Origin of the sequence: Hyphomicrobium sp. (assembly GCF_036833075.1) — a bacterium.
GTDB lineage: Bacteria > Pseudomonadota > Alphaproteobacteria > Rhizobiales > Hyphomicrobiaceae > Hyphomicrobium_C.
In genome coordinates this window covers 1-14,997 of the sequence record NZ_DAITQL010000043.1, presented here as the reverse complement: position 1 = coordinate 14,997, position 14,997 = coordinate 1, and the positions used below count along the sequence as shown (strand labels likewise).

16 protein-coding genes are annotated in these 14,997 nt (G+C 65.7%); 6 read left to right on the top strand and 10 right to left on the bottom strand.

Annotated elements, in window-relative coordinates; genetic code table 11:
* Positions 1-36: 36 nt before the first annotated feature.
* From V7082_RS13250 to V7082_RS13240, 3 genes are all read right to left on the bottom strand, one after another.
* Complete coding sequence (locus V7082_RS13250) at positions 37-492, bottom strand: septal ring lytic transglycosylase RlpA family protein (protein ID WP_334149264.1); 456 nt, start codon at positions 490-492, stop codon at positions 37-39.
* A 218-nt stretch (positions 493-710) separates the two neighbouring features.
* Complete coding sequence (grxD, locus tag V7082_RS13245) at positions 711-1,052, bottom strand: Grx4 family monothiol glutaredoxin (RefSeq protein WP_334149262.1); 342 nt, start codon at positions 1,050-1,052, stop codon at positions 711-713.
* A gap of 94 nt (positions 1,053-1,146) precedes the next feature.
* Positions 1,147-1,383, bottom strand: a complete 237-nt coding sequence (locus V7082_RS13240; protein WP_334149260.1) for a BolA family protein — start codon at positions 1,381-1,383, stop codon at positions 1,147-1,149.
* Positions 1,384-1,867: 484 nt separating this feature from the next.
* On the opposite strand from V7082_RS13240, the gene V7082_RS13235 reads away from it, so the two are divergent.
* The 3 genes from V7082_RS13235 to V7082_RS13225 all read left to right on the top strand — a co-directional run bounded on the left by V7082_RS13235 (position 1,868) and on the right by V7082_RS13225 (position 5,094).
* Positions 1,868-3,295 carry an aldehyde dehydrogenase family protein gene (locus V7082_RS13235; RefSeq protein WP_334149258.1) on the top strand — a complete coding sequence of 476 codons (1,428 nt, stop codon included), beginning with the start codon at positions 1,868-1,870 and terminating at the stop codon, positions 3,293-3,295.
* 195 nt (positions 3,296-3,490) lie between these two features.
* A complete protein-coding gene (locus tag V7082_RS13230; protein ID WP_334149256.1) occupies positions 3,491-3,964 on the top strand; it encodes a VOC family protein in 474 nt (157 codons plus the stop codon).
* A gap of 227 nt (positions 3,965-4,191) precedes the next feature.
* Complete coding sequence (locus tag V7082_RS13225) at positions 4,192-5,094, top strand: DMT family transporter (RefSeq protein WP_334149254.1); 903 nt, start codon at positions 4,192-4,194, stop codon at positions 5,092-5,094.
* A gap of 59 nt (positions 5,095-5,153) precedes the next feature.
* Here the strand turns inward: V7082_RS13225 and V7082_RS13220 are convergent, their stop codons facing one another.
* Positions 5,154-5,414: a hypothetical protein gene (locus tag V7082_RS13220; protein WP_334149252.1), complete on the bottom strand. Its 261-nt coding sequence runs from the start codon at positions 5,412-5,414 to the stop codon at positions 5,154-5,156.
* Between the two features lie 140 nt (positions 5,415-5,554).
* Positions 5,555-7,771, bottom strand: coding sequence for a phosphoribosylformylglycinamidine synthase subunit PurL (gene purL, locus V7082_RS13215; protein WP_442909790.1), 2,217 nt, complete (start codon positions 7,769-7,771; stop codon positions 5,555-5,557).
* Between the two features lie 404 nt (positions 7,772-8,175).
* Between purL and V7082_RS13210 the strand changes: the two genes are divergently transcribed.
* The 3 genes from V7082_RS13210 (at position 8,176) to V7082_RS13200 (ending at position 10,118) form a co-directional block, all read left to right on the top strand.
* Positions 8,176-8,574, top strand: coding sequence for a hypothetical protein (locus tag V7082_RS13210; protein ID WP_334149249.1), 399 nt, complete (start codon positions 8,176-8,178; stop codon positions 8,572-8,574).
* Positions 8,575-9,089: 515 nt separating this feature from the next.
* On the top strand, positions 9,090-9,581 hold the full coding sequence (locus tag V7082_RS13205) for an Hsp20/alpha crystallin family protein (protein ID WP_334149247.1): 492 nt from the start codon (positions 9,090-9,092) through the stop codon (positions 9,579-9,581).
* 270 nt (positions 9,582-9,851) lie between these two features.
* Complete coding sequence (locus V7082_RS13200; RefSeq protein ID WP_334149245.1) at positions 9,852-10,118, top strand: hypothetical protein; 267 nt, start codon at positions 9,852-9,854, stop codon at positions 10,116-10,118.
* A 42-nt stretch (positions 10,119-10,160) separates the two neighbouring features.
* Here the strand turns inward: V7082_RS13200 and V7082_RS13195 are convergent, their stop codons facing one another.
* From V7082_RS13195 to V7082_RS13175, 5 genes are all read right to left on the bottom strand, one after another.
* Positions 10,161-11,360: an ABC-type transport auxiliary lipoprotein family protein gene (locus V7082_RS13195; protein ID WP_334149243.1), complete on the bottom strand. Its 1,200-nt coding sequence runs from the start codon at positions 11,358-11,360 to the stop codon at positions 10,161-10,163.
* A 10-nt stretch (positions 11,361-11,370) separates the two neighbouring features.
* Positions 11,371-12,153 carry an ABC transporter ATP-binding protein gene (locus V7082_RS13190; RefSeq protein WP_334149240.1) on the bottom strand — a complete coding sequence of 261 codons (783 nt, stop codon included), beginning with the start codon at positions 12,151-12,153 and terminating at the stop codon, positions 11,371-11,373.
* A gap of 16 nt (positions 12,154-12,169) precedes the next feature.
* Positions 12,170-13,303, bottom strand: a complete 1,134-nt coding sequence (locus tag V7082_RS13185; RefSeq protein WP_334149238.1) for an MlaE family ABC transporter permease — start codon at positions 13,301-13,303, stop codon at positions 12,170-12,172.
* Entirely contained in the window at positions 13,300-13,791 is a 492-nt protein-coding gene (locus V7082_RS13180; RefSeq protein WP_334149236.1) for a hypothetical protein, read from the bottom strand. The genes V7082_RS13185 and V7082_RS13180 overlap by 4 nt, the downstream gene beginning before the upstream one ends.
* A gap of 294 nt (positions 13,792-14,085) precedes the next feature.
* Positions 14,086-14,832, bottom strand: a complete 747-nt coding sequence (locus V7082_RS13175; RefSeq protein ID WP_334149234.1) for a transferase — start codon at positions 14,830-14,832, stop codon at positions 14,086-14,088.
* Positions 14,833-14,997 lie beyond the last annotated feature (165 nt).

Sequence of the window (14,997 nt, the reverse complement as noted above, 5' to 3'; positions counted from 1 at the left end):
AAGGTTCTATGAAGCCGATATGTGCCGCTTCACAGCCTAGCTCAGCGGCCCGCTGATCACGATCACCTTGAGCTTCGCGACGCCCATTTTCTTGAACCCGAGGGCTTCCGCCGCCGCGCGCGACACGTCGAGCATGCGGCCCTTCTTGTAAGGCCCGGAGTTGTTGACGCGCACCAGCACCTGTTTGTTGGTCGAGGGATTGGCGAGGATGAGGATGGTCCCGTTCGGATAGACGGGGCTCGCGGCGTTGTCCGGCAGGTCGGGCCGGAACTCCTCGCCCGACGACAGCGCGGTGCAGGGGTTGTGCCGGTCCACCTTGCAGTCGTCGTAGTACGAGGCGACGACGACCTCCTCGTATCCGACCAGCGTCTCCATCTCGGCGATGGTCTTGACGCGATGGCACACGCCATTGATGCAATAGGTCTTGCCGGGCGTTTTCGCGACCGCGGCACCCTCGGCCAGGACGAGCCCGGCGAGCATCGCCACAGCCATTGCGATCCGCGACCCAGGCCCCCGCGCGTGCCGCATGCCTTCATCCCCCGGTTGCTGCAACGGGCGTGTACCAGCTACGTGATTCTGAGCAGCAATATGGCCGCGACGGAACGGGGCCGGCCGATGCGGCCGATTGCCTGTGAGGAATGGGCGCACGCCAAGCTCCGTTACGGCGCACCTGCCCCGCTGCCTGTTGCCAGCTCCCCAGCTACGTCCGATCACCCATGATTGGTATGGGGGATCCCCTTCTCATGAATGAGGTGGTGCAACTCGCCGGCCTGGAACATCTCGCGCACGATGTCGGCCCCGCCGATGAACTCGCCCTTGACGTAGAGCTGCGGGATCGTCGGCCAGTTGGCGTAGGTCTTGATGCCCTCACGAATGCTCTGGTCCTCCAGAACGTTGATATCCTTGAAGGGCACGCCGAGATGGTTGAGGATCTGCGCAACCTGAGCCGAGAACCCGCACTGCGGAAACTTCGCGGTCCCCTTCATGAAGAGCACGACGTCGTTGCCCTCGATGGTCTTTTTGATCGCCTCGTGAACGGTTGCTTCGCTCATGGTCTGAAACCTTCTGCCTGATGGTGTGGGCCTGCCGGTGCAGGCCGGGAAATGCGTGCGGTGGATGGGGTGCCGGCCCCGCGGCCGTGAGGGCTCAGTCCGGCGGCGTCACGGTGGTCAGTGCGAGCGCGTGCAGCACACCTCCCATACGTCCCCCGAGGGCATCGTAGATCATCTGGTGCTGCTGCACCCGGCTTTTGCCCTTGAACGCCTGGCTTTCCACCCGCACCGCGTAGTGGTCGCCGTCGCCCGCCAGATCCTGGACGTCGATCCTGGCGTCGGGAAACCTGGCCTCGATCAGCCGCTCGATTTCGGACGGATCCATCGGCATCGGAAAAGCGCTCCTGACGTGTGGCGTGGGCGACATAAGACGTGAGTCGCCCGGGAGGAGGCGGCCCCAGCGAAGTCTATACGGCCAAGAGGCGGGGGAAAAGCTGCGGCGGAGTGCCACCCGCCGAGCCGGCTCGGCCGCGCGCGCGTCGCGTGCGCCTGGCATGGACCGCCGGCGGGCGGTCGATCTCGCGATTGCGCTGGGCCGTCTGCGGCATTGCGAAAGGAGCGCGGACGCACGACGGGACGCACCGAGTTCATCGGCAACCGGAATCCGTGATCTGATCTCGACTTTTATCCGTTCAGGCAATCGTGCGCGTGGTAAGTCAATTTTTTCGAGAAATGAAAAAGCCGCATATCGCTTTTTCAATCCCGAAAGAATTTCCAAAAATATATGAGCGACATCAAGGTGCTGGCATCCCGCGCCGCCACATGCCATGAGAGGCGCCAGCAACAATGGAGCCTACCGGTCGGGACCACGCGAGATGGCGGAACGGACGAAATTCTATATTGACGGAGCCTGGGTCGCGCCGAGGGAGGGACGCACGGTTCCCGTCGTCAATCCGGCGACCGAGGAGGTGCTCTACGACGTGGCCGTCGGCGGCGTGGCCGACGTCGAGGCCGCGGTGGCCGCCGCCCGTGCCGCCTGGCCGGCATTTGCCGCCACCTCGCGCGAGGAGCGCGTGGCGCTGCTCGCCCGCATCATGGAGATCTATGCCCGGCGCATGCGGGACATCGGCGGCGCCGTCTCCGACGAAATGGGCGCGCCGCTCTCGCTTGCCGAACGCGCACACGCGGGCTCGGGCTTGAGCCATTTCATGACGACGCACGAGGCGCTCAAGACCTACGCCTTCGAGGAGCGCATCGGCGCGGCCATGGTCGTGCGCGAGCCGATCGGCGTCGCGGGCCAGATCACGCCGTGGAACTGGCCCATGAACCAGGTGGCCTGCAAGGTGGCGCCTGCGCTGGCCGCGGGCTGCACCATGGTGCTGAAGCCTTCCGAGTACACGCCGACCTCCGCACTGATCCTGGCCGAGGTGCTGCACGACGCGGGCGTGCCGCCGGGCGTCTTCAACCTCGTCAACGGCCTCGGCCCCGAGGTCGGCGCCGCCATGAGCGCGCATCCGGGCCTCGACATGATCTCGTTCACGGGCTCCACCCGCGCCGGCATCGATGTCGCGACGCGCGCGGCGGCGACCGTGAAGCGCGTGACGCAGGAGCTCGGCGGCAAGTCCGCCAACATCATCCTCGAGGATGCGGACTTCGAGAAGGCCGTGGCGGGCGGAGCGCACCATTGCTTCAACAACTCGGGCCAGTCCTGCAACGCGCCGTCCCGCATGCTGGTCCCGGAGGGGCGGATGGCAGAGGCGGCCGCGATCGCGGCATCGGTCGCTGATGGCCTCACGGTGGGCGACCCGCGCAAAAAGGGCATCGATCTCGGGCCCGTCGCGAACCGCGTGCAATGGGAGAAGATCCAGCGCCTGATCGAAAGCGGCGTGTCGGAGGGGGCGTCCGTGGCCGCGGGCGGCCCCGGCCGGCCGCAGGGCCTGAGCAAGGGCTTCTACGTGCGCCCCACCGTGTTTGCCAACGTGACGGCGGACATGACCATCGCGCGTGAGGAGATCTTCGGGCCCGTACTCTCGATCCTCGCCTACAAGGACGAGGACGACGCCGTGCGCATCGCCAACGACACGCCCTACGGCCTCGCGGGCTACGTCTCCTCGGGCGACATCGCGCGCGCCCGAGCCGTTGCACGACGCATCCGCGCCGGCAACGTGAACCTCAACGGCGTCATGAACGACCGCCGCGCACCCTTCGGCGGTTACAAGCAGTCCGGCAACGGCCGCGAGTGGGGCCGCTTCGGCCTCGAGGAATACCTCGAGGTGAAGGCGATCGGCGGCTGGGGAGAGTAGGCAACCCGAAACGGCGTCATGGCGTTTCAGAGTGTCTGTGCACCGCCCCTCAGACCGGCATGGCCACGCCACAATGTCGGTGTGACGTCGATGGCGTGGCGGGTGCCTCGCCAACTTGGAACACCATCCTGGCCGTGGTGCGCCCCGAACGGCGTGGTGTTCCCGATCCGTGCCGGAAAGTGAAAAGGACATGCCATGGCCAAGATCACCATGTGTCTTTGGTATGACAAGGACGCCGAAGCCGCCGCGCGCTTCTACGCCGCGACTTTTCCCGACAGCGCCGTGACGGCGATCCACCGCGCGCCGGGCGACTATCCGTCCGGTAAGGCCGGCGACGTGATCACGGTCGAGTTCACGGTCTTCGGTGTGGCCTGTCTCGGTCTCAACGGCGGCCCCGCATTCAAGCACAACGAAGCCTTCTCGTTTCAGATCGCTACCGACGATCAGGAGGAGACCGACCGCTATTGGAACGCCATCGTCGGCAATGGCGGCCAGGAGAGCGCCTGCGGCTGGTGCAAGGACAAGTGGGGCATCTCCTGGCAGATCACGCCGCGCGTTCTGACCGAAGCGCTGGCCATTGGCGGTGACGAAGCCAAGCGCGCCTTCGCCGCCATGATGACCATGAGCAAGATCGACGTCGCCGCCATCGAGGCTGCGCGCCGGGGCTGACGTTGCGTCGCGCGCCCCAGCGCGAAGCCGCTTCGATTCTCCCAACGCACTCGATCGCATCGAGCCGCGTCCGGATAGGTACGCGTCGATAATCCCACGTCTGTAATCGGACTGCTGAGATCCTCCCTCGAACTTGACGGTGAGAGCGACCAGGAGGCGCTTGACGCATCAGTTGTCGAAGCCAATGGTGCGGAACTCCAGACGCCAAGCGACCAGAGACCAGCTGTTTGCCGACCAAACCGTCACATCGATCATGGCTGAACGGTTTGTCTGCCCAGGCCCAAGGCGTTTTGGCCATCAACGTCGCAGCGGTCATATTTGGAACCGCAGCCCTTTACGGCAAACTCGACGTCTCTCCATTCTGGATCGTGGCCGCACGCGCGGGGTTCGCGGCCCTGGCTCTCGCACTGATCGGAGCCTGCCGGAGGGACCTCCGCGGCGTCGCCGCGCCGGCTTGGAAGGCTCTCGCGCTGAGCGGGCTGTTGCTGGCCGCTCATTGGCTGACCTTCTTTGTTTCTGTGCAACAGGCGGGCGTTGCCGTCGCGACGCTGACCTTCGCCACGTTTCCGCTCTTTACGGTGTTGGTCGAGGCGGCTCACCAGAGAAGGTTGCCGCGGCGCGCGGAAATAGGCGTTGCCGTCGTCATCCTCGTAGCGGTGGCATTGATCGTGGAGCCGCGTGGCGGTGAGCAAAATCTGGGCGGCGCAGCGGCCGGCCTGATCTCCGGGTTCACCTATGCCTTGTTTTGGCGCGCGAGCCAAAGGCTCGGCAGCATGGCGCCCACCAACGTGTCCTTCTGGCAGAATTCCGTCGTTCTGGTCCTGCTGGCTCCTACGCTGCTTTTCGCTGCTCCGGTTCCCGCAAGCGTCGTGGAATGGGCGTCGCTTGTCGCCTTGGGCACAATCAACACCGCTGTGATGCTGCTGATCTACCTCTACGCCTTGAAACGCATTTCACCCAGCACATGCAGCGGCTTCATTGCCTTGGAGCCGGTCTACGCCATTCTCTTCGCAGCCTTGTTCTTCCACGAGCCGGTGACACCGTGGATCGTCGTCAGTGTGGTTTTGATACTCGGCGCTTCATTCACGCTGCTGAAGCTCGAAAAAGAGACCCCGTCCCCCGTGGTGTGACGCCTATGCGTTCCAGCGTCGCCGTCCGGACCGATGTCCGGGAGAGGCGGCAAGGGTCGCTATTTGTTCGGGGGAAATGTCTCCTTGATCTCTTGGGCGATTTTTTCGGCGCCGACGAAGTCGCGCGCGCCGCATGCCGCGTCGAGACTCAAGAGCTTGAAGTGAAACTTGGCATAGTCGGCTTCAGTCTGGATGTTGGCGGTCCGGGTGGTCTCTGCAGAAAGCGCGATGCACGCATCGATGTCCGCGGTAGGCTCGGCGCGTGCGGGAAACGCCGCCGCGGCCAGACAAAGCATCGCGAGAGGCGAGATCTTGAGCACGGGAGCGATCCTCCGTTGAGCGGCGCCGGACTCCACGTCAACGCCGCGTCACACTAGCTCAAGACCAAAAGCGCAGCCATCCAAGGTCGAAATTTGGTGCGAGGCCTCGAGCCAAAGGAGCTTCAGCCAATCAACCGATCCTAAAGCTCGCCGCTCATATACGCCGGCAGCCAGCTCTCGTGGATCTCTGCCAGCTCCGTGAGCTTCAGCGGCTCCTCGCCCTTGAGCACGATCGCATCGCCCCCCGTGCGCCCGACGATGCGCGCCGGCAGAGCGAGCAGCCGCGCCCGCTCGGCGACCTCCTCGGCCTGCTTCGGATCGACGGCGAGCACGTAGCGGCCCTGGTCCTCGCCGAACCAGATCGCGTGCAGCGGCAGCTTGCCCTCGTAGGCGAACAGCTCGACGCCGATGCGGCTCCCCGCCTCGCCCGAGGCGAGCGCCATCTCCGCGATCGCCACCAGGAGCCCGCCGTCCGAGACGTCGTGCACGGCCGACACCTTGCCTTCGCGGATGAGGGCCCGCACGAGCCGCCCGGCCTTGATCTCGTCGGCGAGATCCACCGGCGGCGGCGCGCCTTCGAGCTTCTCGCAGACGATCTGCTGGTAGAGCGACTGGCCGAGCCAGCCCTGCTCGCGCCCGAGCAGCACCAGGAGGTCGCCTTCGCGCTTGAGCTTGATGTCGGCCACATGCGCAACGTCAGGAATGAGCCCCACGGCGCCGATGGCGGGCGTCGGCGGGATGCCGGCGCCGTTGGTCTCGTTGTAGAGCGAGACGTTGCCCGATACGACGGGGTAGTCGAGCACGCGGCAGGCTTCAGCCATGCCTTTCACGGAGCCCACGAACTGCCCCATGATCTCGGGCCGCTCGGGGTTGCCGAAGTTCATGTTGTCGGTGATGGCGATGGGGTCGGCGCCGACCGCGGTGAGGTTGCGCCAGGTCTCGGCGACCGCCTGCTTGGTGCCCATCTCGGGATCGGCTGCCACGTAGCGGGGCGTCACGTCGCAGGTGACGGCCAGCGCCTTCCGGGTGCCGTGGATGCGCACCACGCCCGCATCGCCTCCCGGGCGGCCCACGGTGTCGCCCATCACCATGTGATCGTACTGCTCCCAAACCCAGCGGCGCGAGGCGAGCGCGTGCGTGCCCATCATCTGCTTCAGCGCATCGAGGTTGCCGTTCGGCGCCTTGACCCACTGCGGCAGCACCGGCTGCGGCGGCACGTGCTGGAACCACGGGCGCTCGTAGACGGGCGCCGAGTTGGCGAGCACCGGCACCGGCAGGTCCGCCTCGATCTCACCCTTGTGCGTGACCACCATGCGTCCCGTATCGGTCGTGACGCCGATGACCGCGAAATCGAGGCCCCATTTCTTAAACACCGCCTCCGCCTCAGGCTCTCGCCCGGGCTTCAGGATCATGAGCATGCGCTCCTGGCTCTCCGAGAGCATCATCTCGTAGGCGGTCATGTTCTCTTCGCGCTGGGGCACGTGATCGAGGTTGAGCGCGATGCCGACGCCGCCCTTGTCCGCCATCTCGGAGGTTGAGGAGGTGAGGCCAGCCGCACCCATGTCCTGGATGGCGATGATCGCATCCGACGCCATCAGTTCGAGGCACGCCTCGATCAGAAGCTTCTCGGTGAAGGGATCGCCGACCTGCACGGTCGGGCGCTTCTCCTCGCTCTTGTCGTCGAACTCGGCCGACGCCATGGTTGCGCCGTGGATGCCGTCGCGGCCCGTCTTGGAGCCGACGTAGACGACCGGCAGCCCCACGCCCCTGGCGGCCGAATAGAAGATCTTGTCGGTCTTCGCGAGGCCGACGCACATGGCGTTGACGAGGATGTTGCCGTTGTAGCCGGCGTCGAAGTTCACTTCGCCGCCGACCGTCGGCACGCCGACGCAGTTGCCGTAGCCGCCGATGCCCGACACCACGCCCGAGACGAGGTGGCGCGTCTTGGGGTGCGATGGGTCGCCGAAGCGCAGCGCGTTGAGGTTGGCGATCGGCCGCGCGCCCATGGTGAACACGTCGCGCATGATGCCGCCCACGCCCGTGGCGGCGCCCTGGTAGGGCTCGATGTAGGAGGGGTGGTTGTGGCTCTCCATCTTGAAGACGGCCGCGTCCCCGTCTCCGAGGTCCACCACGCCGGCGTTCTCGCCGGGCCCCTGGATGACCTTGGCGCCCGTGGTCGGCAGCGTCTTGAGCCAGACACGCGAGGATTTGTAGGAGCAGTGCTCGCTCCACATCACCGAGAAGATGCCGAGCTCCGTGAGGCGCGGTTCGCGCCCCAGGATCTTGAGCAGGCGCTGGTATTCGTCGGGTTTGAGCCCGTGTTGGGCGACGATTTCGGGGGTGATCTTGGAGGTCACGGAATCCTGCATCGGGGCTGGCTTTCGGGTCTCGCAACGGCACGGGGACAAACGGGGCTCGCACCCTCGGAGCGCGGGGGCCCCACGTCCATCGCCGTGCTTATAGCGAGCGGCGTCGGGCTTGTCGCTTGCGGGGCGCGACTTCTCCCGCGGACGCGACACCGCATAGCCCGGGGGCCGGGGCCGGTACGCCGGGCCATGGCGGCCAAAGTGGGATTGGATCACCGGTGCGACACCGGATGGTTGCGGCAGTACCGCGCTGCACAAATTACCGTGCTGCCATGCAACATAATGAATTCTCTTTGGAGAGTCATAGTATTAGATAGTCGACAAGCCGGAATGCGGGCCATCAGAAGCCCTGCCGCGGCGATCGCTGAGCTTCTCATCCTCTAAAGGAGAAAACCATGTTGAAGGCGACGAAGGCCGTTGCTGCAGCAGCGGGTGTGATGGGTGTTCTGGCGGCAGGCTCGGTTTTTGCCGAGCATGTCTCCAAGGTCGATCGGGGCAGCAAGCACGAGGTCATGGCTCCTGGCCGCGGGTTGAGCCTGGATATCGGCGGCAAGCACGCCGTCAGCTACTTCGAGACCAGGGACAACGCCTGCCAGCTCACGGTGGTGGTGGCGGATGCCGCGGGCGGCGAGCAGGGCTTCGATAGCCCCGGCACGCGGTTCGTGATTCCGGTCCAGGCGGGCAATGGCATCCAGCTCGATACCAGCGCCGGCCAGTCCGCCGAGTTTCTCTGCGGTCCGGATGCGACTCGCATGAGCGCCCGGGTGTTCGATCGTGCGCCCTACAAGTCGTAGGCCGCGGAGCGAACGAGACCGTCACGCGTCATGATGGGGCAGGCCGTGTGCCTGCTCCTTTTTTATACTATCACGTTGGAAATATTTGACTATTCCAACGGCGTCATTCCGCCGCTGCGCCGGATGCATTGCTGCCAAGCGGGCCCTGGGCTGGCTCACGCATGAGGAGTTGGCTACATCCAGGCCACGAGAAGTACAAACCAGAGAGATTTCCAATGAAAGCCGTGTTGCTCGCGCTTCTGCAGTCCAGGGGCCTCGCCTCTGGCCGTGGCTCCAAGCGCTGAGTTCGGTTCCTCCCGGCGGGATGCCGGGGACCAGAGACTCGATGGGCCAGATACTTGATGGGGATGGATCGCATGATCCGTCCCCATTTGCTTTTCTGCGCGCGTTGGCGGCAGCGGGGAACGGTCGGAGAGGGCACTTTCGAGGGCTAGTACCTATGTATCCGGATGTCGTGATCCCCCCGACACGATGTGGCCCTCGAAAGGGCTGCAATCTTCGAAAGGAGAGCACTCATGGCACCCAACATTCCGGTCCCCGGACCGACGAACGGCCCGCAGCGCCGCGTGCCGGATGTCTTTGACGCCCTGCACGGCGAAATGGATCGTCTCTTCCGCTCGTTCGAGCGCAACTGGCCGCACTGGCCGGGCCTCGCCCGCGGCGGCGCGGAGACGACGCTTCCCAGTCTCGACGTCCGCGAGAACGCGGAAGCCGTCACCGTCGAAGCCGATCTGCCGGGCCTCGACGAGAAGGATGTGCATGTCACGCTCCTCGATGGCGTGCTGACCATCAAGGGCGAGCGCAAGAGCGAGCGCGAGGAGAAGAACGAGAGCTACCACGTGAGCGAGCGCAGCTTCGGGAGCTTTGCGCGCTCTGTCCGTCTTCCCGACAGCGTCGACGAGAACAGGATCGAGGCGCGCTTCGACAAGGGCGTGCTCAAGGTGGTCGCGGCGAAGAAGGCCGAGGCCGTCGCGTCCGAGAAGAAGATCGAGGTGAAGAAGGCTTAGACCCTGATCGCTGCCGGTCCCATCGGTCCGAAGCGTGAATCACAGGTCTCATCAAAACCTTGGAGCGCGGATCGGATCCGATCGAAAGCGCCCGCGCTCCAGTCGGTCCTCGTCCCTCGTGAGGCCGTTGCGTCGGGAACATCCACAGCCTCATCCTCGTTCCTGCCCCGGGGAGGAGCCTGGCGCGAGCAGAGTTCGGTGCGCTCGAATAATCGGCCCGTCTCCCCTATATTGGGAGCAGAGCGCCGCCGCGGCGCGGTTCGGAGGCACATGAAACCAAAGCGCGAAGAGACGGTGATCGTCATCGACCGCCACGCCCAGGCGACCGAGTTCACGGGCTGGCGGCGCTGGCTGGCGGCTGGCGTCGGCTATCTCGTGTTTGCGCTCGTGGCGCTGGTCGGGGTCGCGCTGCTGCTCGGGCTCGCCATGACCTTCGCCATGGTGATGATGGTGGCGATCCCACTTGCCCTCGTGCTGGCGCTGATCGGCTACGCGACGGGCCATCTCAAGTTCGACGTGCGCCGGAACCGGTTCTGATCGCAACGATCTCCTGATCGGAGCCAGGTCACGGCCGCCCGATCACGGCGCGGGCGGCGGCTCGGGCATCTCGGGCTCGGGGATGTCGTCGTCCTTCGGCTTGGCGCCCGCCGGCTCCTCCTCAACGGGGAGCTTCGACACCCACGGCACCGCGGCCGCGAGCACCTTGCCGAAGGCGCCGTCGAGCGCCGCGACCGCGCCCGACGCATCGACGCTGGCGAGCGGCACGCTTTCGGTGAAGTTGCGCGAGCCGGCGATCCTGCCGCCTGCGGTCACGAGCTTGACCGACATCTCGACGGTGGCGGCCGGCTCCGGCGTCATGACGATCGCGAACTGGCGGATCTCGGTCTGGAGTTGATCGCTCTGCTCGAGCGTATCGATCGGGCGCGTGACGGCGGCGAAGCATCCGGACCCTTCCAGGCTCTCGATCACCTTCGACTGCACGACGGCCGGGATGTTGTCGGTGAACTGCACCTTCTCGAACGGCGACGTCTCCGGCGGATCGCCGATGATCACGACCTTGTCGGAGTTGAAGGCCATGGGCGCTGCGGGCTCGGGGACGACGATCTGCGGGCGCGAGGGGCTGGCGCAGACGGATGTCGCGAGCGCCGACAGCCGGTAGATGCCCGGCTTCGTCTTGTTGCCGCCCGCAAACCGCTCGAGGCCGGCGAGGATGCCGTCGATGCGCTCGGAATTGCGCGACAGCACGCCCGCGAAATTGCTGATGCCGGCGATGGCGTCGTGGAGGGCGGAGCTGTTGTCGTCGATCACCCTGTCGAGGCGGTTGAGCGTGGCGCGGGCGGACTGGGTGAGGCTTTGCGTGCTTTCGGGGCTGGCGCTGAGCAGCGGAAGCATGTCGCCGGGACCTGCCACAATCGGGGCCGCGCCCGCCGCGCCGCCCGAGAGCTCGATGACCGGCGCGCCCGTGAGGCCCTGGAAATCCACGTTCACGGCCGTATCCGCGCGAACGGGCGCCGACCTGTCGACGGCGATGGTGACGAGCACATCCTTCGGCGCATCCGCCGACAGCGCGATGTCCGTGACCTCGCCGACGCGGATGCCGTTGAAGAGCACGCTCGAGCCCTTGAGAAGGCCGGAGATCGAGCTCTGAAACCGCACCTGATAGAGCTGCCGATCGGTCAAACCGCCGGTGTTCTGCATCCAGTAGACGAAGGCGAAGGCTGCCAGGACCGCCGCAAGCACAAAGAATCCCACCAGGGTGTAGCGCGCCTGTGTTTCCATTTTTCGGGCCTCAAGCCTCTGTATTGGCAAATCGGGATGAGAGGGCCGTCGCGCGACGGCCGCGGAAATAGGAGCGCACCCACGGATGGTCGCAATCGAGCATGGACTCGATCGTGCCCTCGGCCACGACGCGCCCGTCGGCCAGCGCCCCCACCCGGTCGCAGATCGCATGCAGGCTCTCGAGATCGTGCGTGATCATGAAGACGGTGAGGCCCAAGGTCTCCTGCAGCGTCTTGATCAGGGCGTCGAAGTCGCCGGCCGAGATGGGGTCGAGGCCGGATGTCGGCTCGTCGAGGAACACCAGCTCCGGATCGAGGGCGAGGGCGCGGGCCAGCGCGACGCGTTTCGTCATGCCGCCCGACAGCTCCGAGGGCATCTTGTTGTGGTCCGCCTTCCCGAGGCCCACCATGTCGAGCTTGACGGCGGCCATCTCGTCCATCAGGCGCTGGGGCAGGTCGAGATACTCGATCATGGGGAACTGCACGTTCTGCAGCACCGTGAGCGACGAGAACAGCGCGCCCTGCTGGAACAGCACGCCCCACCGGCGCTCGATGCCGCGCCGTTGCTCCCGCGTGGCGGAATCGAGCCGCGTGCCCAGCACCTCGATGGCGCCGGAGCGGCGCGGGATGAGGCCGATGATGGTGCGCAGGAGAACGGATTTTCCGCTGCCCGAGCCGCCGACGAAGCCGAACACCTCGCCGCGGCGCACATCGAACGTGACGCGGTTCAGTACGGTGCGCGGGCCGAAGCCAACCACCAGGTCGCGGACGTCTATGGCCTTATCGCTGGTCATGGTTCAGATATCGGGCTCACATATCGACAGATGCGAAGAAGACGGCGAACAATCCGTCGAGCACGATCACGAGAAAGATGGATTTGACGACCGACGCCGTGGTCTCCCGTCCGAGCGATTCCGCGCTTCCCTTGACCGCAAGGCCTTGGGCGCAGGCGACGACCCCGATCACGAGGGCCATGAAGGGCGCCTTGATCATGCCGACCTGGAAGTGGGTGAGCGAGATGGCCTCGCGCAGCCGCTCGATGTAGATCGCCGGACTCATGCCGGCATAGAGCCACGCCACGAGACCGCCGCCGTAGAGTGCGGCCATCGACCCCATGAAGGTCAGGATGGGCAGCGCGATGACGAGGGCGACGATCCGCGGCAGGATTAGGACGTCTACCGGATCGCGGCCCATGGTGCGTAGCGCGTCGATCTCCTCGCGCATCTTCATGGAGCCGAGCTCGGCGGTGTAGGCGCTGCCCGAGCGTCCGGCCATCATGATGGCGATGATGAGCACGCCGATCTCGCGCAGGACCAGGATGCCGACCATGTCGACGACATAGGCGTCGGCGCCGAACTTGCGGAAATGGAAGAAGCCCTGCTGCGCGATGATCGCGCCGATCAGGAACGTGATCAGCAGCATGATCGGCACCGCCTGCCAGCCGACCCGGTCCAGGTGGCTCATGGTCGGCGTGAAGCGGAAGCTCCGGGGGTTGGCGACGGCGCGCGCGAGCGACATCACGATCGCGCCGAGCATCTGCGCGAAATCCGTAAGCTCGCGGAAGAGGCCGGCCGTCGCGCGCCCGAGGCGGGTGACGTAGCCCACCAGGGAAGCGCCCGGGGGCGCCGCCGCGGGGCCTTCGCGCTCGGTTGTGCGGATCTCGTCGTAGAGCGCCCGGTAACGCTCGGGGAGGCCGTCGACGTGCGCTGCGCCGTGGCCCTCTTCGCGGGCGCGCACCAGGCGCTCGATGAGCCATGCGCCGTAGGTATCGAGCGCTGTGACGCTTTTCATGTCGATGGAGAGCGGCTGGCCGGACGGCGACGCGCGGACCGTCCGGTCGATCAGGCCGTCGAGATTGCCTGCGTGCTCGACCGTCCAGGCCCCGGCGGCCGTAAGCTCGATCCCTTCCGGTCCGGGGCGGGCGGTCAGGGTCGGTTGCGTCATTTGCGCGACAGGCTGACCGTGACGCTCTTCAAGGGGGTCCCCTCGGTCGCGATCGCTACGTTCTGCTTGCTCTTGTCGTAGGTGATCGTCATCGAGCCGCCGACGGCGCCGGAAATGGCGAGCTTGATGCTCCTGTCGGTCAGCTTACCGGTGACGTCGCCGGAGGCATTGAACGTCCGCTCCTCCCAGCTTCCGCTCAGGGCGCCGCCGTTGGCGCTCAACTTCGAGCGCATCTCGATCTTGTTGGTTTGGCCCGTACAGCGCACGGCGATGCCGAGCTGCGATCCGCCGCCGGTGTAGTAGGCGTCGCACTTGAGCTTTTCCGTGGTGCCGTCCTGGAGCTTGTAGGTGCCGGTGCCACCCCAGGACCCGAGGAGCGTGTCGAACGTGGGATCCGCCCGGCCCGGCGTCGCGAGGCCGGCGAGCGCTGCGGGAACAGCGAGGGTCCACAACAGGGTACGCCGGGCGGCAGGACGAAAGGGCTTCATGGGTCTCCCTCGGTTAGCGGCGGCGCCGGGGCCGCCCCGTTCCGGACGCGTCGTGTCGCGTGCCTGTGTCATCCCGGCGGCCGGACGGTCGGCGCGGAGCGCGTTCATCGGCGGCCGCGCGCGCCCCGAAGAGACACTGATTTTAGACGGCGCGCAACCGCATCACGACAGTTTCGAGGGGATGCGGATCGAATCGGCCGGCAGAGGGCGGACGGAAGCCGGCCGGTGCGGGCGGAGCGCTGTCGCTCGCCCCGGCATGTGCGTGGGCGGACCCCATGGAGGGATCCGTGCGCATCAGCAGGCGTAGGTCACCCAGACGTTGGGCTCCTCGTAGCGGCCGATCCCCCGCTTGAGGTCGATCTCGAGGGGGACCAGCGCGCCGTCGAACGCATAAGAGCCCGACTCCGGATACGCCCGCTTCGACCACGTCTCCCAGAAGGCGATCGGTTCCTCGACGACCATCGAGCGCTTGCACGGTCCGACATACGTTCCCCCCGACGACAGGTGGCTGCGAAGCCAGGGGTCGAACGCGCGGCCCTTTCCGTCGGTCCAGGTGACGTAGTCGTCGATCCCGACCCAGGGATGGCGGGCTTTGGACGAGGGGCGCACGGCGGCCAGCACGCCCCGCAGGCCCTTCGATTCGGCAAGCTCGCGCATGGCGCGCAACATGCGGCGGCCGTAGCCCTTGGCGCGGTGCACGGCCGGGATCGACATGGCGAGGCCGCCGAGCATCGTGTCGGGCCCCTTCGGCCGGGCTGCCGTTTCCACCACCCAGTCCCATCCCTCGTGCGGCAGGTCGTCGAACCCGACGCCGCTCAACGGCACGCTATTGAACACAGCAACCGGATAGTCGGTTTCGAGATCAACCAGGCAAAGCTGGTAATCATCGTATTTGGAGAGAAGCTCCGCGTAGTTCTCGTAATGAGCACGCGTGTAATTGAGATAGCCCAACTCGCTCCAGGCGGCCTGTTCGATCGATTCAGCGGCTCGTCTCAATTCCTCGCTGTAGGCGCGTGTACGAATAACAAGACGGGAGCTCATGGCGCACTCGGTTATGCTCAGTACATTTTTATTGATCGCCAAGGTATCTCTTTAGCAATCAAGTATTATTAATAAGATATTAGTTTACTAAAAGCAACGGAAAAAGAGTTAATGTAACAATTTGAGATATCCCGTCTTTGGACGCCTATTAATATTTTGTTTACG

Bases quoted from the DNA above. Each gene is read 5' to 3' on its own strand.
- V7082_RS13230 (WP_334149256.1), top strand. From the start codon at position 3,491: ATGGCCAAGATCACCATGTGTCTTTGGTATGACAAGGACGCCGAAGCC.
- V7082_RS13240 (WP_334149260.1), bottom strand. From the start codon at position 1,383: ATGCCGATGGATCCGTCCGAAATCGAGCGGCTGATCGAGGCCAGGTTT.
- V7082_RS13185 (WP_334149238.1), bottom strand. From the start codon at position 13,303: ATGACGCAACCGACCCTGACCGCCCGCCCCGGACCGGAAGGGATCGAG.
- V7082_RS13180 (WP_334149236.1), bottom strand. From the start codon at position 13,791: ATGAAGCCCTTTCGTCCTGCCGCCCGGCGTACCCTGTTGTGGACCCTC.
- V7082_RS13205 (WP_334149247.1), top strand. From the start codon at position 9,090: ATGGCACCCAACATTCCGGTCCCCGGACCGACGAACGGCCCGCAGCGC.
- grxD (WP_334149262.1), bottom strand. From the start codon at position 1,052: ATGAGCGAAGCAACCGTTCACGAGGCGATCAAAAAGACCATCGAGGGC.
- V7082_RS13195 (WP_334149243.1), bottom strand. From the start codon at position 11,360: ATGGAAACACAGGCGCGCTACACCCTGGTGGGATTCTTTGTGCTTGCG.
- V7082_RS13190 (WP_334149240.1), bottom strand. From the start codon at position 12,153: ATGACCAGCGATAAGGCCATAGACGTCCGCGACCTGGTGGTTGGCTTC.
- V7082_RS13250 (WP_334149264.1), bottom strand. From the start codon at position 492: ATGGCTGTGGCGATGCTCGCCGGGCTCGTCCTGGCCGAGGGTGCCGCG.
- V7082_RS13235 (WP_334149258.1), top strand. From the start codon at position 1,868: ATGGCGGAACGGACGAAATTCTATATTGACGGAGCCTGGGTCGCGCCG.
- V7082_RS13175 (WP_334149234.1), bottom strand. From the start codon at position 14,832: ATGAGCTCCCGTCTTGTTATTCGTACACGCGCCTACAGCGAGGAATTG.
- V7082_RS13200 (WP_334149245.1), top strand. From the start codon at position 9,852: ATGAAACCAAAGCGCGAAGAGACGGTGATCGTCATCGACCGCCACGCC.
- V7082_RS13210 (WP_334149249.1), top strand. From the start codon at position 8,176: ATGTTGAAGGCGACGAAGGCCGTTGCTGCAGCAGCGGGTGTGATGGGT.